The sequence below is a fragment of the Terrabacter sp. MAHUQ-38 genome (assembly GCF_014518425.1).
Classification (GTDB): Bacteria; Actinomycetota; Actinomycetes; order Actinomycetales; family Dermatophilaceae; genus Terrabacter.
Genome location: NZ_JACVCU010000002.1, coordinates 40102 through 58196, shown reverse-complemented (window position 1 = coordinate 58196; position 18095 = coordinate 40102). Strand labels below are relative to the sequence as shown.

Here is an 18095-nt window from a genome sequence, read left to right as displayed (position 1 = left end):
TCGTCACCGTGGCGGCCCGCTCGGTCGATCTCGCTCACAGTGGCAGCCTGACACGGACGGCGAAGCCACCGCTCGGCACAGGGCCCGCCTCGAGCCGGCCCCCGACCAGCGCGACCCGCTCGCGCATCCCCCGGATGCCGTGGCCGCCGTTCACTGCACCGTCCTCGGACCCGTCGGCCACCCCACCACCGTCGTCCGTGACCGTGATGTCGAGGTAGCCGTCGCCGCGGGCGAGGCGCACGACCACGTGCTCGGCGCCCGAGTGGCGCAGCACGTTGGTCAGTGACTCCTGCACGACCCGGTAGACGGTCGCGTCCACCGCGGCCGTGAGCGGCGGAAGGTCGGTCGAGAGGTCGAGGCGTACGTCCAGACCCGTGGCGCGCGCGGTGTCGGCGAGCGGCTCGAGGTGCCCCACCGAGCCGACCGGGGCCCGGCCGTCGTCCTCGCCGGCGCGGGCCTCGCCACGAAGGAGGCCCAGGGCCGCACGCAGGTCCCGCATCGCCTCATGGCTCGTGCCGCGGATCGACTCGACGGCCCGCGCTGCGGCGACCCGGTCGTCGTCCTCGATGGCCTCCGCGGCGACCCCGGCCTGCAGGCCGATGACGGAGACGGTGTGCGCGAGCACGTCGTGCAGCTCGCGAGCCAGGTGGACGCGCTCCTGCTCGACCCGTCGCTTCGCCTCGAGCTCGTGCTCCGTGGCCGCCGCCGCCTCGCCCCGGGCGCGCTCGGCCCGTTGGCGTCGTCGGTTGCGCGCCGAGTCACCGAGGGCGAGCGCCGCCGCGGTGATCGCGATCGCCGGCGACAGCTCGAAGCCGAAGAGGACCCGCTCGTCCTGGCCCTGCATGATCCGCGCGCTGAACGCGACGGCCTGGAGCACGACGCCGATGCCGACCCCCCACCAGAGGCGACCCGCCTCGGCCACGGTGTAGAACGCCGGGGCCAGCGGCAGCTCGAGGCCCACCGGCGGGTAGTGCAGGGCGTAGTAGCCGAGGATGACCGCGCTCGAGGCGATGAGGACCCGCACAGGCCACCGCCGTCGCAGGACCATGGCGGCGGACAGGATGACGGGGAGGAGCCAGGAGATCGCGTCGACCGGCCGGTCCTCCCTGCCGGGGTGGTTCGTCGCCATGGGGATGGCCACCGCGACGAAGGTGAATGCCGCCAGTACGCCGTCCGTCACCTGCGCGCTCGGGCCCCAGCCCCCGGTGGCCATGGGGTCCCGGTCCGCGCCGCTCGCCCACCGCGCCCTCGTCGTCACGGACCGAGCGTATGACGACGCGGCCGCGGGCGGAGTCAGCGCCGTGACGCAGAGCGAGCCGAGCGGCATACGACCAGCGACGTAGTCGCCGTAGCGCCCTGACGGACGCGGCGGCTGCGTCTCCGTTCGTACGGTCGAACCGTGTCCGCTCCCACGCAGCTCCGCCCGGCGCCCGGCGCCGCTCCCTCCCAGCCTCGACGCGTCCTGCTGTGGCCGTTGCGTATCGTCCTCGTGCCCTACGCCGCTCTGCTCGTCGCGCAACCGGTGCTCGCCGGACGGTTCCTCGAGGGCTCCTACGAGGCTCTCAAACCCCACGGTGCGATCGGGGGTGGGATCATCCCACTCACCTGGATCGTTTGTGCCGCAGCGTTTCTCGCCTGGCGACCGGGTCGCTTCAGTCCCTTCCCGCTTGTCGCGTCGGGGCTCCTGTCGGTGCTGACCGTCGTGCAGGTCGTCGCCGGCTACAACCGAAGCCTCGGCGTGCACCTGCCACTCGGCGTCGCCATCGTCGCGACGGGGTTGGCCATGCTGGGTTGGGCCTGGTCACCGCGACGGCTCGGCACCCGACCGGCGCGGGTGGGCGCGCCATGAGGGCGAGCCGTCGACAGGTCCTCGGGATCCTCGGCGTCGGCGGGGCGGTCGCGGCCACGGGTGGGCTCTGGCGCGCTGCGGGGAGTCCCGTAGGGTCGACGGGTGCCCTTCTGCGCAGCGCCGGGCCCCTGCCAGAACGGTTCCGCGTGCCGCTTCCGATCCCCCGCGAGGCCAAGGTAGTTCGTGGACGGGGACCGGGCGGTCGGGACCGTGTCGAACTCGTGGCACGCGAGTCCGAGTTCGAGATCCTCCCGGGTCGGCACACCCGCATCTGGGGTTACGACGGCACCTTTCCCGGGCCGACGATCCGGGGTCGCAGAGCTCGGGCGCTCGACGTCGTGCTGCGCAACGAGCTCTCGGTCCCGACCGTGCTGCACCTCCATGGTGGTCAGACACCACCGGCCTCGGACGGATACCCCACGGATTATGTTCTGCCGCAGGGGGTTTCTGAACCGACCGTGATGGGACCGCAGGGCACCTCGACGTCGGTGACGCGCACCTACGAGTTCCCGCTGAAGCAGCGTGCGGCCACGCTCTGGTATCACGACCACGCCATGGACTTCACCGCTCCGAACGTCTACCGCGGGCTCGCCGGGATGTTTGTCGTCGAGGATGAGCAGGACGCCGCACTCGGGCTGCCGACCGGCGAGCGGGACCTGCCGCTCGTCATCGCGGACCGTTCCTTCGGTGCAGACGGTGACCTGCTGTATCCGGCGTTGTTCGCCGATCGGCGCGGGCCCGGCGTGCAGTCGCGGTTCATGGGCGGGGTGCTCGGCGACGTCGTCCTCGTCAACGGTGCACCGTGGCCGGTCCACGAGGTCGATGCGGCGCGCTACCGCCTCCGCGTCCTCAACGCGTCGTCCGCACGGCGCTACGAGCTGGTGCTCGACGGACACGGATCCGCGCGGCCGTTCGTCCAGGTCGGGTCCGACCAAGGACTGCTCGAGCGACCGCTGCAACGTGGCTCGATCGTCGTGGCGCAGGGTGAGCGGTCCGATGTCGTCGTCGACTTCGGCGGTCTGCCGGTCGGGGCACGGGTCACCCTGCGGGACACGCTCGACCCGGACGTCGTCGGGGGGATCCTGATCCTCCAGTTCGTCGTCGCACGCAAGGCCGCTGACGAGAGTCGGGTGCCGGAGGCGCTCGCATCAGCGGCATCGATGCGCGTCATCGACCCGCGCGAGGTCACGGCGACCCGGAGCTTCCACTTCCAGCTACGCGCTGACGGCGGCGGAGGTGGTGGTCGCTCGCAGCATGGCCGGGCGCACCCGTCCGGACACCTGTGGACCGTCAACGGCGTCACCTTCGCCAGTGGTGCGGACGTCGCCCGGCCCGTGCTCGGAACGGTCGAACGGTGGCGTTTCACGACGGACGTGCACCATCCGGTCCACGTACATGCGCTCCGGATGCAGGTGGTCGGACGCAACGGCGGCGACCCGCGCGGCGGCGACCTCGGCTGGAAGGACACGATCGACCTTCGGCCCGGTGAGGTCGTCGAGGTCCTCACCCGGATCGAGGGCTACCGCGGGCGCTACGTCATGCACTGCCACAACCTCGAGCACGAAGACATGGCCATGATGGTCAACTTCACGATCGTGTGAGGCCGGGCAGCGGGGACTCGAGCTGGGAGATCAGGGACTCGGGGATGCGCCCCGGTCGCGCGTGATTAGGTGGGGACATGCGCGTGACTCATCTCGGACATGCCTGCCTCCTCGTCGAGCTCGCGGACCGCCGCATCCTCATCGACCCGGGCAGCTTCTCGTCCGGTTTCGAGGACCTGACCAGCCTCGATGCCGTCCTCGTGACCCACAACCATGCCGACCACTTCGACCCGGAGCGGGTCCCCGCCCTGCTGCGCGCCAACCCGGCGGCGACCGTCCACACCGACCCACTGACGGCCGAGAAGCTGCGCGGCGAGGGGCTCGATGCGGTGCCCTCGCGACAGGGGGAGGACTTCGTCGTCGGCGACGTCACGGTCTCACCGGTCGGCGAGCTGCACGCGTTCAACCATCCGGCGATGCCACGCATCCCCAATGTCGGCGTCGTGCTGCGTGCGGACGGTGAGCCGTCGATCTTCCACCCCGGCGACGCGTACGACGGCGAGCCGGGTCAGGTCGACGTGCTCGCGCATCCGCTCAACGCCCCATGGGCAGCGAGCCGCGACTCGATCGACTTCGTCGGCCGCATCGCCCCGAAGGTCTTCATCCCCATCCACGACGCGCTGCTCAGCGACGTCGGGCACAAGATGTACTCCGGCCACATCGAGCAGTTCTCCGGTGTCGAGGGCCTGACGTACACCGCGCTGCGCGACGCCGAGTCCGCGACGTTCTGAGCTCGGGGACTCCGGGAGCGACGTGAGTGGCATCGCCGATCTGCCTGCGCCACAGGGCGATCCACACGACGGTCCGGCCATCGCCCTGCGCGGGTTGGGCAAGCGCTTCGGCGACCTCGTCGCGGTGAAGGGCATCGACCTCGACGTGCCCCGTGGTTCCTTCTTCGGGCTCGTCGGACCCAACGGCGCGGGCAAGACGACGACCCTGTCGATGGTGACCGGTCTGCTGCGACCCGACGCCGGGCAGGCGTTCGTCCTCGGCCGCGACGTGTGGTCCGACCCGGTCGCCGCCAAGCGACTGATCGGGGTGCTGCCCGACGGCCTCAAGCTCTTCGACCGTCTCACCGGTCTGCAGCTCATCACGTATGCCGGCCTGCTGCGTGGGATGTCGCGTGACCTCGCGTCGGAGCGGGCCGCCGAGCTGGTCGTGGCGCTCGGGCTCTCCGAGGCACAGGGCAAGCTCGTCGTCGACTACTCCGCCGGCATGACGAAGAAGGTCACCCTCGCCTCGGCCCTCGTCCACGCCCCGCGCGTGCTCGTGCTCGACGAGCCCTTCGAGGCCGTCGACCCGGTCTCGGCCGCGACGATCCGTCGGATCCTCGCGGACTACGTCGGCGCTGGGGGCACCGTCGTTCTCTCGAGCCACGTCATGGACCTCGTCGAGCGCATCTGCTCGCACGTCGCGGTCATCTCCGACGGTCAGGTGCTTGCGGCAGGCGAGGTCGAGGCAGTGCGTGCGGGCCGGTCCCTGGAGGAGCGGTTCGTCGACCTCGTCGGGGGCTCGACCGAGGTGGTGGGGCTGTCGTGGTTGCGCACCTCGTCCGACTGAAGCTCGCCCTGCTCCGCAACATCTTCCGTCGCAGCCGGGCGCAGGCGATCGGTGCCGTGATCGGCATCGTCTACTTCGCGTTCCTCGTCGTCGGGCTCACGGTCATCCTGTCCTCCTTCCGCACCTCGCTCGACGCCGCCAAGGTCGTCATCCCGCTCGCCGGCGCGGCGGGGACCGTGCTGTGGACGGTGGTCCCGCTCTTCTCCTTCGGCTCCGACCCGACCCTCGACCCCGGCCGGTTCGCGACGTTCGCCGTGCCGCACCGCGTCCTCGCGGCCGGGCTCATCGTCGCAGCGCTGGTGGGTCTGCCCGCGCTCGCGTCGATGGTCCTCTGCGTCGGGGTCGTCGTCGCGTGGTCGCACACCCCGGCGTCGACGGCCGTCGCGGTCGTCGCGACGGCTCTCGGGCTGCTCACGGCGATCACGACGAGCCGCTGGGTCTCGGCTGTCCTGACGCACGCGATCTCGAGCCGGCGCGGCCGCGACGTCGTGGCCGTGCTCGGACTCTTCCTGCTCGTCGTCATCGGGCCCGCTGTCTCCCTCGTGGCGAACCTCGACCGGGACCTGCGCCACCTGGCCACCTCCGCGGCGCAGGTCGTGGCGTGGACACCGCTCGGGTGGGCGTGGGCCGCCCCGGGTGACATCGCCGCCGGCGCGACGGGCACCGGCCTGGTCCGGCTCGCCCTCGCGGTCGCGCTGCTCGCGCTCGTGGGCTGGCTCTGGTCCCGCGCCCTGCGTGGCCAGGTCGACAACCCGCGGGCCGTGTCGCGGTCCGACTCGGGCGCCTCGGTCGGTGACGACCTCGGCCTGTTCGCCCGACTTCCCGGCACCCCGCCGGGCGCGGTCGCGGCCCGCGTGATCACGTACTGGCGACGTGACCCCCGGTACCAGATCAGCATGGCCATGACGCCGCTCCTGCCGCTCGCCCTGCTCGTCCCGTACTACACCGGCGACCTCCTGTGGACGCCCTTGCTCATGGGCCCGCTCATCGCGTTCCTCCTCGGGTGGAGCGAGCACAACGCCGTCGCCTACGAGGCGGACGCGTTGTGGCTGCACGTCGTCGCCGGCACGTCCGGACGTGACGACCGCCGCGGCCGCCTCGTGCCCGGCGCATTCCTCGCGCTCGCCCTCGTGCCGCTTTATGCCGTCGTGGGAGTCGCCGTCGCCGCACGCTGGGACCTGCTCGTGCCCGTCGTCGGTCTGTGTCTGGGCCTGCTCGGCGCGGGGTATGCCGTGTCGAGCGTCATGAGCGTGGTCCTGCCCTACCCGGTGCCCGCGTCGGGCGAGAGCCCCTTCAACACGCCGCCCGGAGCGGCCGGCATCACGATCGCCGCGCAGTCGCTGGCGAGCATCGGCACCGTCGCGCTCGCGTCACCCGTCCTGGTCCTTGCGTGGCTCGCCTGGCAGGGCTCGGTCGTCGCGGCGTGGGCGACGGGCGCCGTGGGTGTCGGGACCGGTGCCGTCGTCGCGCTCGTGGGCATCCGGGTCGGGGCAGGGCTCTTCGACCGGCGGGCGCCCGAGCTCTTGGCGGCGCTGCGGCGTTCCTGAGCTCGGGCAAGCCCGGGGCGAGCCAGGTGGAGGGCGAGCGAGGTCAGGCGAGGTCGACAGCGAGGTGCGCCGCCCCGATGATGCCCGCCTGGTTGCGCAGCTGCGCCGGCACGATCGGGCAGCGCAGCTTCAGCTTCGGCAGGAACTCGTCGCTGTCCTTCGAGATCCCGCCGCCCACGACGATGAGGTCAGGGGAGAAGAGCTTCTCGATCGTGTCGTAGTACGTCTGCAGCCGCTCGATGTACTCGTCCCACGACAGGTTCTCGATGTCCTTGACGGACGAGGCTGCGCGGTCCTCGGCGTCGTAGCCGTCGATCTCGAGGTGGCCGAGCTCGGAGTTGGGCACCAGGCGGCCGTCGTGGATCAGGGCCGTGCCGATGCCGGTGCCGAGGGTCGTGAGGATGACGAGGCCGGTGACGCCCTTGGCGGCGCCGTAGTACAGCTCGGCGAGCCCGGCCGCGTCGGCGTCGTTGAGGACGGTCACGGCGCGGCCGGTGTGCTCCTGGATCAGGGCCTCGGCGTCGGTGTTGATCCACGTCGGGTCGATGTTGGCAGCCGACAGCACGGTGCCGCGGATGACGACGGCCGGGATCGTCACGCCGATGGGGGAGCCGCCCGTGACGTCGGCGAAGTGGTCGACGATCTCGTCGACGACCTCGGCCACCGCATCTGGGGTGGCCGGCTTCGGCGTGTCGATGCGCATTCGCTTGCCGGCCAGCTCGCCCGCCTTCAGGTCGACGGGGGCTCCCTTGATGCCGCTGCCGCCGATGTCGATGCCGAGGGGCGTGCCCTTCTTGCCCATGGTCCCTGCTTCCTTGTCGAGGACGTCGTTGAGTCGTGATCGGTCGTGCGAGGTCGTGCGGTCGAGCCCGGGGGCCGGTCGGCCCGCTGCGTTACGGCCGTTCGGCGCCGTCGGGCAGCGTCAGGATCTCGTTGCCGTCGTCGGTGATGACGATCGTGTGCTCGAACTGTGCCGAACGCGAGCCGTCGCGCGTCACGACCGTCCACCGGTCGTCCCACATGTCCCACTCGTGCGTGCCGAGGTTGAGCATCGGCTCGATCGTGAAGGTCATGCCCGGCTCGATCACGGTGTCGTAGTGCGGCGCGGCGTCGTAGTGGGGGACGATCAGGCCGGAGTGGAACTCGAGCCCGATGCCGTGGCCCGTGAAGTCGCGCACGACGCCGTAGCCGAAGCGCTTGGCGTAGCTCTCGATGACGCGGCCGATGACGTTGATCTCCCGACCGGGGCGGGCGGCGCGGATGCCGCGCATCATCGCCTCGTGGGTGCGCTCGACGAGCAGCCGTGACTCCTCGTCGACGTCGCCGACCAGGTAGGTCGCGTCGGTGTCCCCGTGCACGCCGTGGACGTACGCGGTGACGTCGATGTTGACGATGTCGCCGTCCTCGAGGGGACGCGCGTCGGGGATGCCGTGGCAGATGACCTCGTTGACGCTGGTGCACACCGACTTGGGGAAGGCCTTGTAGCCGAGGGGCGACGGGTAGGCGCCGTGGTCGAGCAGGTACTCGTGGGCGACGACGTCGAGCTCGTCGGTCGTGACCCCCGGGGCGATCCGCTTGGAGGCCTCGACCATCGCGCTGGCCGCGATCCGGCCGGCGACACGCATCTTCTCGATCGTCTCGGCGTCCTTGACGCGAAGGTCGCCGTCCTCGCGCGGGTTGGGCACGTCGACGTAGTGCGGCCGTTCGATCGAGGCGGGCACCGGACGTCGAGGGCTGATGGGGTGCGCAGACACCCGCGGCTGGAGCAACGGCATACGGTGGAGTCTAGGTCGTCAGCGCGTGCCGTCCACGAAGGGCGCTCACGAGGCGGACCCGCTCGAGTCGGAAGAGAAGGAGTGTGCTCGTGAGCTTCTGGTACAACGTCGACACCGGTCAGGTCGAGACCGACGAGAACCGCAGCCGGGGCGAGCAGGTGCTCGGTCCGTACGCCACCGAGGCCGAGGCGCGGGCGGCCCTCGACACCGCCCACGCAAGGACGGAGAAGTGGGACGCCGAGGACCGCGCCTGGAACCAGCGTGGCGCCACGCGCACCGACGGGGACGACGAGGACTGAGAGTCACCGCGCGACGTCCGCCGGACATCCGCCCGGCGGGTCCTCCGGCCGTCTGGGCGGGGCCGGCTCAGGAGTCGAACGAGTGCTCGGTGTCGGGGAACGCGCCCGACTCGACGTCGGCGGCGTACGTGCGGGCGGCCTCGAGCAGCGTGCCGCGCAGGTCGGCATACTTCTTGACGAAGCGAGGAGCCTTGCCGCTGCGCAGACCGGCGAAGTCGCTCCAGACGAGCACCTGGGCGTCCGTGCCGTTGCCGGCGCCGATGCCGATGGTGGGGATGGTGAGCACCTCGGTGACGCGCGCGGCGACCGGGGCCGGCACCATCTCGAGGACGACGGCGAACGCCCCGGCGTCCTGCAGTGCCCGGGCCTCGTCCACCAGGGCGTCGGCCGCGTCGCCCCGACCCTGGACCCGGTAGCCGCCCAGCTGGTGCTCGCTCTGCGGAGTGAAGCCGACGTGCGCCATGACCGGGATGCCGGCGTCCGTGAGCGCCGTCACGAGCGGCACCATCGCGGTGCCACCCTCGAGCTTCACGGCGTGCGCAAGCCCCTCCTTCATGAGCCGCACCGCGCTCGCGAAGCCCTGCTCGACCGACCCTCCGTAGGACCCGAAGGGCAGGTCGGCGACGACGAGGGCGCGACGCGCGGCCGACGACACGGCCCGGACGAGCGGGATCATCTCCTCGAGCGTGACGGGGACGGTGGTCTCGTAGCCGTACACGTTGTTGCCGGCGGAGTCGCCGACGAGCAGGACCGGGATGCCGGCCTCGTCGAAGATCTGGGCGGCGTACATGTCGTATGCCGTCAGCATCGCCCAGCGCCGCCCCTCCGCCTTCATGGCGTGCAGGTGGGGGATGCGCACCTTGCGCGGAGTCGGCGTGGCACCGGAGGTCTCGGCACCGACACCCGTGGGCGGGACCTGCGCCCGGGTCCCGGAACCGTAGGGACTCTGCTCCTCGTGGGCGTCAGTGCTCATTGCGGGAGCATAGCCGGGGCTTCGCGCCGGTCGTCCGCCCGCGATGCGTGCCCGAGGTGGGGGCTCTGTGACTCCTGTGACCCGTATCGGAGAGCGGCCCGTCCTGCCTAGACCGCACGGGCCCTTCTTTACGAAGATTTTACGTTCTTTGCGTCGAACTGCCTTGTGGCACAAGTTTTTCCGGATCTGGGGCCTCTAGACGCCACATTGTCGGCCATCTGTGTTCTCATACCCGAGGCGCCGGATGGACGGCGTCCGTGACCAGGAGGACAGATCTTGAACAAGCGCCAGTGGAGTGCTGTCTCGGGGTTGGCCGTGGGGGCGCTCGTCGTCACCGGCCTGACGGCCCCGATGCAGGCTCAGGCAACTCCCGTTGCCAAGGCTCCGGTCAGCGGTGACCCCGCGGCCGCGCAGGCTTCGCAGCCGGACAACCTTCCCAACCCGCTCGCCGAGGCCAAGGCCGCCGAGCGCAAGGACGCCGTCACCAAGCTCATCAACGGTGAGGCGACGACGAAGACCATCGGTGGCAACCGCGTCATCGAGGTCAAGGGCAAGGGCAAGGCCGGCAAGGCCGGCACGTCGAGGTACATCGACTACCCGGTGAACCGCGAGGAGGACATCTTCACGATCCTCACCGACTTCGGCACCCGGACGCAGACCGGTTTCGACACGACGCCGGGGCCGGTGCACAACAAGATCCCGGCGCCCGACCGCACCTGGGACGGCAACAGCACCGACGACAACTCGACGTACTGGACGGCCGACTTCAACCGCGACCACTACCTGGGCATGATGTTCGGCGAGGGGGAGTCGTTCAAGGACTTCTACCTCAAGCTGTCCAACGGCCGCTTCCTCGCCAAGGGGGACGTCTCCGACTGGGTCACGGTGCCCTACAACGAGGCCCGCTACGGCGCGAAGAACGACGCCGACGGCTACTGGAACTACATCAAGGACACGGCCGCCGCCTGGTACGACGACCAGAAGGCCCAGGGCAAGAGCGACGCCGACATCACGGCGTACCTCGCCCAGTTCGACAAGGTCGACCGCTACGACTACGACGGCGACGGCAACTTCAACGAGCCCGACGGCTACATCGACCACTTCCAGGCCATCCACGCCGGTGAGGGCGAGGAAGCGGGCGGTGGCGCCCAGGGGGTCAACGCGATCTGGTCGCACCGCTGGTACGCCTTCTCCAACGGCCAGGGCAAGTCGGGCCCGGACTTCAACAAGCTCGGTGGTGTGCCACTGGGCGACTCCGGGATCTGGATCGGTGACTACACGACCGAGCCTGAGAACGGTGGCCTCGGCGTCTTCACCCACGAGTTCGGCCACGACCTCGGTCTGCCCGACCTCTACGACACCAACGGTGGTGACAACGGCACCGGCTTCTGGACGCTCATGAGCGGTGGCTCGTGGCTCAACCACGGCACCGACTCGATCGGCACGACGCCGGGCTACATGGGCCCGTGGGAGAAGCTCCAGCTCGGCTGGCTCGACTACAAGGTCGTCCCCTACGGCACCGACATGTCCGTCAAGCTCGGTGCGGCCGACCGCGCGAGCGCGACGAGCTACCAGGCGATCGTCGTCCCGCTGCCCGAGCGCACGGTCACGACCAAGCGCAACACCCCGCACTCCGGCATCGCCGAGTGGTGGAGTGGGTTCGGCGACAACCTCAACTCGACCCTGACCCGCACCATCGACCTGACGTCCGCGACGACCTCCGCGTCGGTGGGCGCCTGGGTCCAGGGCAACCTCGAGAAGGGCTACGACTTCCTCTACGGCGAGGTCTCCACCGACAACGGCGCGAGCTGGAAGGACGCGGGCGCCCCGATCGACGGCGTCTTCGCCTGGACGCAGAAGTCATGGGACCTCTCGGCGTACAAGGGTCAGAGCGTCCAGTTCCGGGTTCGCGTCGCCACCGACGGCGGCGTGGCCAGCGAGGCCTTCCTCGACGACCTCACCGTGATGGTCGACGGTGTGGCCGGCGCGGTCGACGACGTCGAGTCCGGTGCCGGTGCGTGGACGGCCAAGGGCTTCTCCATCAGCAGCGGCACGACCTCGAAGCAGGTCCAGGACGTCTACTACGCCGAGAATCGCGTCTACAGCGGCTACGACGACACGCTGAGGACCGGCCCGTACAACTTCGGCTGGGGCAACACGCGGCCCGACTGGGTGGAGCGCTTCCCGTACCAGAACGGCATGCTCGTGTGGTTCGCCAACGGTGAGTACGCCGACAACAACACGAAGGACCACCCGGGTGGGGGCGAGGTTCTCCCGGTCGACGCCCGCCCGGCGCCGGTCACCTTCCCGGACGGCGTCAAGCTCGGCAACCGTCGTCAGCCCTTCGACGCGACCTTCGGCCAGGAGGCCACCGACGCGGTGACCTTCCACCGCAACGGCGCCGCCGGCGCGGTCCCGTCGCAGCCGGCGGTCCCGACGTTCGACGACTCCGACGTCAACCGCTACTGGTCCTCGGCCAACCCGTGGTCGTCGACCAAGGTCGCCGGGTCGGGCACCCGGATGACCGTGAGCAAGACCTCCGCCGGCGGCATGGAGCTGCAGGTGAAGGTCACCTTCCGGTGACCTCAGGGTCATGAGTGCGAGGGCCCCCGGGACACGTCTCCCGGGGGCCCTCCGCGTCCCACCCGACGGCATACGCAAGGGGCCGGTCCCACAAAACGTGTGTCGTCACATTCGTGAAACAGCGATGCGGCAGGATCGACACATGAACCGTCAGGAAGAGTTCGTGCTCCGCACGATCGAAGAGCGTGACATCCGGTTCGTCCGTCTGTGGTTCACGGACGTCCTCGGCACCCTCAAGTCGGTGGCCGTCGCGCCGGCCGAGCTCGAGGGCGCCTTCGCCGAGGGCATCGGGTTCGACGGTTCGGCCATCGAGGGCTTCGCGCGCGTCTACGAGGCCGACATGCTGGCCAAGCCCGACCCCTCGACGTTCCAGATCCTGCCCTGGCGCGGTGACCCGCCCGGCACTGCGCGCATGTTCTGTGACCTCCAGCTGCCCGACGGCACGCCGAGCTTCGCCGACCCGCGGCACGTGCTCCAACGGTCCCTCGGCAAGGCGGCCGACCTCGGGTTCACGTTCTACACGCATCCCGAGATCGAGTTCTTCCTGCTCGAGCAGGAGCGTGACGCCGACGGGCGGCCCGTCCCGGTCGACGACGCCGGCTACTTCGACCACGTGCCGCACGGCACCGGGCACGACTTCCGGCGGGCCGCCATCACGATGCTCGAGAACATGGGCATCTCGGTCGAGTTCAGCCACCACGAGGGCGCACCGGGCCAGAACGAGATCGACCTGCGTTATGCCGACGCGCTGAGCACCGCCGACAACATCCAGACCTTCCGCACGGTCGTCAAGGAGGTCGCCCTGACGCAGGGCATCTACGCGACCTTCATGCCGAAGCCGTTCACCGAGCACCCGGGCTCGGGCATGCACACGCACCTCTCGCTCTTCGAGGGCGACGCGAACGCGTTCTACGAAGCGGGCGCCCCCTACCAGCTGAGCAAGGTCGGACGGCAGTTCATCGCAGGGCTGCTGCGGCACGGCGCGGAGATCGCGGCGGTCACGAACCAGTGGGTCAACAGCTACAAGCGCCTCTGGGGTGGCGGGGAGGCTCCGGCCCACCTGACGTGGGGACACAACAACCGCTCGGCCCTCGTGCGCGTGCCCATGCACAAGCCGAACAAGGGACAGTCGACGCGGGTCGAGGTGCGTTCCCTCGATGCCGCGTGCAACCCCTACCTCGCCTTCGCGGTGCTGCTCGGGGCGGGCCTCAAGGGCATCGAGGAGGGCTATGAGCTGCCCCCGGAGACCGAGGACGATGTCTGGAGCCTCACCGACTCGGAGCGCCGGGCCATGGGGATCAAGCCGCTCCCGGCCTCGCTCGGCCGGGCGCTCGAGGTCATGGAGGAGAGCGAGCTCGTCGCCGACGTCCTGGGCGAGCACGTCTTCGACTTCTTCCTGCGCAACAAGCGCCAGGAGTGGCTCGACTACCGTCATGAGGTCAGCCGCTTCGAGCTCGATCGCTACCTGCCGAGGCTGTGACCGCGGGGCGTCGCGGCCGGTCGACGTCGCGGCGCCCTCCGACGCAGCCCCATGCGTACGCCCGTCGCACGACGAGGCGCCCCGCATCCTCTGACACCGAACGGCTCGACCGATGTCATCTCGCACCAGCACCACCGAGGGAGCCCTCGCCCGGCTCGGCTTCGCCGACCCCAACCGGGCTGCGGCGCTCCTCGAGGACCGGGCGTTGCTGCCGTTGCGCGCAGCCGTCCCCGACGGCCTCCTCGACGACCTCGTCGCCGTCATCGGTGACACCGCCGACCCCGACCAGGGGCTGCTCGGCCTCGTGCGCGTCGCGGAATCCCTCCAGCAGCGTGGCGACCCACCGCACTGGGGGATCTCCGCGTTCGCGGGTGAGCTCGCCACGGAGGGCGTCGGCCGGGACCGCGTGATGGGGGTCCTCGGAGCGTCGACGGCCCTCGTCGACGAGCTGGTCCGCCACCCCGAGCACTGGCTCGACACTGCGCGTGCCGAGCGGCGCACCGGGGAGCAGGTGCGAGACGAGCTCGTCCGGGCCGTCACCGAGGACCGCGGCGACGTGGCTCCGCTCGACGCGCTGCGCATCGCGTACCGACGCGGGTTGCTGCGCATCGCGGCGCTCGACGTGACGTCTCCGGACCCGTTGGCGCAGATGCCCGCCGTCGGAGAGGCCCTCGCGGAGCTGGCCGAGGCGGCCCTGGAGGCGGCCCTGGCGATCGCGCGCGAGGAGTACGGCGAGGGCCACGAGGCGTGCCGCCTCGCGATCATCGGCATGGGCAAGACCGGGGGCGGGGAGCTCAACTACGTCAGCGACGTCGACGTCATCTTCGTCGCCGAGCCGGCCGAGGGCGTCGACGAGGACACGGCGCTGCGCGTCGGCACGGCTCTCGCGACCGCGACGATGCGGGCCTGCTCGACGCCGACGCCCGAAGGCAGCCTGTGGCCCGTCGACGCGGCGCTGCGTCCCGAGGGCAAGCAGGGCCCGCTCGTGCGTACCGTCAGCAGCCACAAGGCGTACTACGAGCGCTGGGCCAAGACCTGGGAGTTCCAGGCGCTGCTGAAGGCGTGGGTGTCGGCGGGTGACAGGGAGATCGGGCTGCGCTACAAGGCCGAGATCTCACCGATGGTGTGGGAGGCCGCCAGTCGCGACCGGTTCGTCGAGGACGTCCAGGCGATGCGTCGCCGGGTGGAGCAGCACGTGCCGGCCAACGAGGCCCCCCGCCAGCTCAAGCTCGGCCCGGGTGGCCTGCGCGACGTCGAGTTCAGCGTCCAGCTGCTCCAGCTCGTCCACGGCCGCACCGACCCGAGCCTGCGGTCCGCGACGACCCTCGAGGCCCTCACGGCCCTCGCCCGCGGCGGCTACGTCGGCCGCGACGACGCAGCCATCCTCGACCGTGCCTACCGCCACCTCCGGTGCCTCGAGCACCGCATCCAGCTGCACCGTCTTCGTCGCACCCACCTCATGCCCGTGACCGAGCCGGACCTGCGCCGTCTCGGCCGGGCCATGGGGCACCGCACCCATCCCGAGCAGGCCGTCGTCGCCGACCGGCAGGCGGCGGCACGCGAGGTGCGGCGCCTGCACGAGCGACTCTTCTACCGCCCGCTGCTCGCGGCGGCCGCCAAGCTCAGTCCCACCGAGTCGCGGCTGAGCGCCGAGGCCGCCCGCCAGCGGCTGCTCGCACTCGGCTTCCGCGACCCCGCGGGCGCCCTACGCCACCTCGAGGCCCTGACCTCGGGCGTCAGTCGGCGCGCGGCGATCCAGCGCACCCTGCTCCCGGTCATGCTCGGCTGGTTCGCCGACGAGGCCGACCCGGACGCGGGCCTCCTGTCGTTCCGCCGCGTGTCCGACGAGCTCGGGACGACGCACTGGTACCTCAAGATGCTGCGTGACGAGGGCCGGGCCGCCGACCGGCTCGCGCACTGCCTCGCCCGCAGCCGGTACGCCGCCGACCTGCTCGTGCGCTCGCCCGAGAGCGTGTCGATCCTGGGCGACGACAACGGCCTGACGCCACGCACTCGGGAGGCCCTCACGGCGACGATGCAGTCGGCGGCCGGGAGGCGCGAGTCCGCGGCCGACGCCGTCGCGGCGGTGCGCGCGATCCGCCGTCACGAGCTGCTGCGCATCGTCATGTCCGACCTCGTCGGCGTCATCGACCTACCCGCCGTCGGCGCGGCTCTGACTGATCTCACCGGCGCGACGATCCAGGTCGCCCTCGACGCGGCCATCCGGGAGGTCGAGGCTCGCGAGGGGACGCCGATCGGCGGCGACGTGCTCGTCGTGGCCATGGGCAGCTTCGGCGGCCGCGAGCTCGGCTACGCCTCCGACGCGGACGTGATGTTCGTCCACCAGCCGCACCCCGGGTCGACGGAGAAGGACGTCCAGGCGCGTGCGACCCTCGTCGTGCAGGAGCTGCGACGGCTCCTGGCCGGCTCCGGAGCTGACCCGGCGCTCGGGCTCGACCCGGACCTGCGGCCCGAGGGCAAGAACGGGCCGCTCGTGCGGAGCCTGGACTCCTACCGCACCTACTACGAGCGCTGGGCCCTGACATGGGAGTTCCAGGCCCTGCTCCGTGCCGCGCCGATCGCCGGACCGCAGTCCCTGGCCGACGCGTTCATCGAGCTCATCGACCCGTTCCGGTGGCCCGAAGGCGGTCTCGACGAGAGCCAGGTCCGCGACATCCGCACGCTCAAGGCCCGCGTCGAGAGCGAACGGCTGCCGCGCGGCGCCGACCCGAGCACCCACATCAAGCTCGGTCGCGGTGGCCTGACCGACGTCGAGTGGGTGGTGCAGCTGCACCAGCTCGAGCACGCCCACGAGCGGCCCGCGCTCAGGGTGGCCGGCACCATGGCGGGGCTCGACGCGCTCGGCGCCGAGGGGCTGCTCTCCGCCGGGGACGTCGCGGCGTTGCGGGAGGCGTGGCGCCTCGGCGCGCTCATGCGCAACGCCGGGGTCCTGTGGCGCGGACGGCCCATCGACAGCGTCCCCTCCGACGTGCGCGACCTCGATGGGATCGGCCGGATCATGGGCCGCCCGGCGGGGGAGGGCGCGGCCCTCGCGGAGCTGTGGCGGCGGGTAGCCCGGCGGTCACGCCATGCTACTGATTTCAACTTTTACGACTCCCCACCTCGGGGTAGCGTCATCACGTGAATCCGAGCCAGGGGCAGGGCGCCAGCGTGCCGACGTACGCCGCCGTCCTCCGCGTTCCGCGGTACCTGCCCATCTTCCTGGCCAACGCCCTGTCGATGTGGGGCGACTTCATAGCGCGCGTCACGATCGCCGCCGTCGTCTACGACGTGACCAGGTCGCCGCTCGCAACGGCCACGACCCTCGCGGTCAGCCTGGTGCCGTCTTTCTTCGGGCGCAGCCTCGTCGGGCCGGTCGTGGACCGGTTCCCCTACAAGTGGGTCCTCATCTGGTCCCACCTGTTGCGGGCGACGTGTGTCCTCGGGCTCATGTGGCTCGTCCTCACCGGCGCGTCGCTGTGGCCGATGTTCCTCGTGCTCTTCGTCCTCGAGCTGATCGGGGGCGCCTCCACCGCCTCCAACATGGTGCTGCTCACCGACCTCTTCGAGGACCGGCACCTGTATGCCCGCGCCGTGGGGCTCGGCGCCATGTCCGAGCAGTTCAACCAGGCGATCGGTCTCGCGGTCGGTGGGGCGCTCGTCGCCCTCGTCGGTCCTGAGACCGGGCTCCTCTTCGACCTCGTCACGTTCGTCGTCGCAGCTCTCGTCATCCTCTTCGTCGTCGAGCTCCGGCCGATCACCGGCCAACGCGGTCGCGGCCTGCGCGGCTTCGCCCGTGACCTCACGACGGCCGCGACGGATCTTGTGCGACACCCCGTGCTCGCCCGGCTCGTGACCCTGAGCGCGGTGGCCTGCCTCGCCATCGCGGCGCCCGAGGCGCTCGCGATCCCGATCGCCGGTCCGACCACCTGGGGCGGCGTGCTCATGGCCTCGCCGATCGTGGGTGCTGTCGTCGGCATCCTGGTCATCGGCCGCCGTGACGTGCACCGGCAGAACCGCTCGATCGTGCCGTTGGCGCTGGCGATGCCGATGCCGCTGCTGCTGACGGCGCTGGAACCGCCCCTGGTCGTGGTGGCCGTGATCTTCTTCGCCTCGGGCATGCTCCAGGCGTTCATGGTGCCGCTGCAGGCCACGTTCGCGCTCGTCACCGAGCCGCAGCTGCGTGGCCGCATCTTCAGCCTCGCAGGGTCGGTGTCGATCGCCGCAGCAGGGTTGTCGTACCTCGCCGCAGGGTGGGTCGGCCAGCACACCAACGCCTACCTCGGCGTCACGATCTGCGCGGCGGTGTGCCTGGGCCTCGTCGCGGCCGTGGCTGCGACGTGGCCCCACCGCCACGTCCGAAGCGCCGTCGACCGCGCCTACGCGCCGTCGTCCTCCTCCCACGCCGCCTGAGCGACGCGGAGGACG

The 18095-nt window shown here is 71.0% G+C and carries 14 protein-coding genes; 10 read left to right on the top strand and 4 right to left on the bottom strand.

The features are described from left to right. Positions 1 to 34: 34 nt before the first annotated feature. The gene (locus H9I49_RS07280; RefSeq protein WP_188029714.1) at positions 35 to 1258 is read right to left on the bottom strand and encodes a sensor histidine kinase; all 1224 of its coding nucleotides are present in this window, start codon (positions 1256 to 1258) and stop codon (positions 35 to 37) included. Between the two features lie 141 nt (positions 1259 to 1399). On the opposite strand from H9I49_RS07280, the gene H9I49_RS07275 reads away from it, so the two are divergent. The 5 genes from H9I49_RS07275 to H9I49_RS07255 all read left to right on the top strand — a co-directional run bounded on the left by H9I49_RS07275 (position 1400) and on the right by H9I49_RS07255 (position 6557). Next, positions 1400 to 1849, top strand: a complete 450-nt coding sequence (locus tag H9I49_RS07275) for a hypothetical protein (protein WP_188029713.1) — start codon at positions 1400 to 1402, stop codon at positions 1847 to 1849. A 221-nt stretch (positions 1850 to 2070) separates the two neighbouring features. Beyond that, entirely contained in the window at positions 2071 to 3450 is a 1380-nt protein-coding gene (locus H9I49_RS07270; RefSeq protein ID WP_223128450.1) for a multicopper oxidase family protein, read from the top strand. A 77-nt stretch (positions 3451 to 3527) separates the two neighbouring features. Beyond that, on the top strand, positions 3528 to 4181 hold the full coding sequence (locus H9I49_RS07265) for an MBL fold metallo-hydrolase (protein ID WP_188029711.1): 654 nt from the start codon (positions 3528 to 3530) through the stop codon (positions 4179 to 4181). A 22-nt stretch (positions 4182 to 4203) separates the two neighbouring features. After that, a complete protein-coding gene (locus H9I49_RS07260; RefSeq protein WP_188029710.1) occupies positions 4204 to 5010 on the top strand; it encodes an ABC transporter ATP-binding protein in 807 nt (268 codons plus the stop codon). Then, entirely contained in the window at positions 4986 to 6557 is a 1572-nt protein-coding gene (locus tag H9I49_RS07255; RefSeq protein ID WP_188029709.1) for a hypothetical protein, read from the top strand. The genes H9I49_RS07260 and H9I49_RS07255 overlap by 25 nt, the downstream gene beginning before the upstream one ends. A gap of 43 nt (positions 6558 to 6600) precedes the next feature. On the opposite strand, the gene ppgK is transcribed toward H9I49_RS07255, so the two are convergent. Next, on the bottom strand, positions 6601 to 7359 hold the full coding sequence (ppgK, locus tag H9I49_RS07250; protein WP_188029708.1) for a polyphosphate--glucose phosphotransferase: 759 nt from the start codon (positions 7357 to 7359) through the stop codon (positions 6601 to 6603). A 91-nt stretch (positions 7360 to 7450) separates the two neighbouring features. After that, a complete protein-coding gene (gene map, locus H9I49_RS07245; protein WP_188029707.1) occupies positions 7451 to 8332 on the bottom strand; it encodes a type I methionyl aminopeptidase in 882 nt (293 codons plus the stop codon). Positions 8333 to 8421: 89 nt separating this feature from the next. Between map and H9I49_RS07240 the strand changes: the two genes are divergently transcribed. Beyond that, the gene (locus H9I49_RS07240) at positions 8422 to 8631 is read left to right on the top strand and encodes a methionine aminopeptidase (protein WP_188029706.1); all 210 of its coding nucleotides are present in this window, start codon (positions 8422 to 8424) and stop codon (positions 8629 to 8631) included. Between the two features lie 67 nt (positions 8632 to 8698). On the opposite strand, the gene panB is transcribed toward H9I49_RS07240, so the two are convergent. Next, positions 8699 to 9604, bottom strand: coding sequence for a 3-methyl-2-oxobutanoate hydroxymethyltransferase (panB, locus tag H9I49_RS07235; RefSeq protein ID WP_188029705.1), 906 nt, complete (start codon positions 9602 to 9604; stop codon positions 8699 to 8701). Positions 9605 to 9880: 276 nt separating this feature from the next. Here panB and H9I49_RS07230 point away from each other — a divergent pair, with 276 nt between their 5' ends. The 4 genes from H9I49_RS07230 to H9I49_RS07215 all read left to right on the top strand — a co-directional run bounded on the left by H9I49_RS07230 (position 9881) and on the right by H9I49_RS07215 (position 18080). Then, entirely contained in the window at positions 9881 to 12187 is a 2307-nt protein-coding gene (locus H9I49_RS07230) for an immune inhibitor A domain-containing protein (RefSeq protein WP_255523773.1), read from the top strand. Between the two features lie 142 nt (positions 12188 to 12329). After that, positions 12330 to 13667, top strand: a complete 1338-nt coding sequence (gene glnA, locus H9I49_RS07225; RefSeq protein WP_188029704.1) for a type I glutamate--ammonia ligase — start codon at positions 12330 to 12332, stop codon at positions 13665 to 13667. A 112-nt stretch (positions 13668 to 13779) separates the two neighbouring features. Beyond that, positions 13780 to 16812 (top strand): bifunctional [glutamine synthetase] adenylyltransferase/[glutamine synthetase]-adenylyl-L-tyrosine phosphorylase, encoded by a 3033-nt coding sequence (locus H9I49_RS07220; RefSeq protein WP_188029703.1) that lies wholly within the window; start codon positions 13780 to 13782, stop codon positions 16810 to 16812. Then, positions 16809 to 18080 carry an MFS transporter gene (locus H9I49_RS07215; RefSeq protein WP_188029702.1) on the top strand — a complete coding sequence of 424 codons (1272 nt, stop codon included), beginning with the start codon at positions 16809 to 16811 and terminating at the stop codon, positions 18078 to 18080. Before H9I49_RS07220 ends, H9I49_RS07215 begins: the two co-directional genes overlap by 4 nt. Positions 18081 to 18095 lie beyond the last annotated feature (15 nt).

Bases quoted from the DNA above. Each gene is read 5' to 3' on its own strand.
- H9I49_RS07220 (WP_188029703.1), top strand. From the start codon at position 13,780: ATGTCATCTCGCACCAGCACCACCGAGGGAGCCCTCGCCCGGCTCGGC.
- ppgK (WP_188029708.1), bottom strand. From the start codon at position 7,359: ATGGGCAAGAAGGGCACGCCCCTCGGCATCGACATCGGCGGCAGCGGC.
- glnA (WP_188029704.1), top strand. From the start codon at position 12,330: ATGAACCGTCAGGAAGAGTTCGTGCTCCGCACGATCGAAGAGCGTGAC.
- map (WP_188029707.1), bottom strand. From the start codon at position 8,332: ATGCCGTTGCTCCAGCCGCGGGTGTCTGCGCACCCCATCAGCCCTCGA.
- H9I49_RS07265 (WP_188029711.1), top strand. From the start codon at position 3,528: ATGCGCGTGACTCATCTCGGACATGCCTGCCTCCTCGTCGAGCTCGCG.
- panB (WP_188029705.1), bottom strand. From the start codon at position 9,604: ATGAGCACTGACGCCCACGAGGAGCAGAGTCCCTACGGTTCCGGGACC.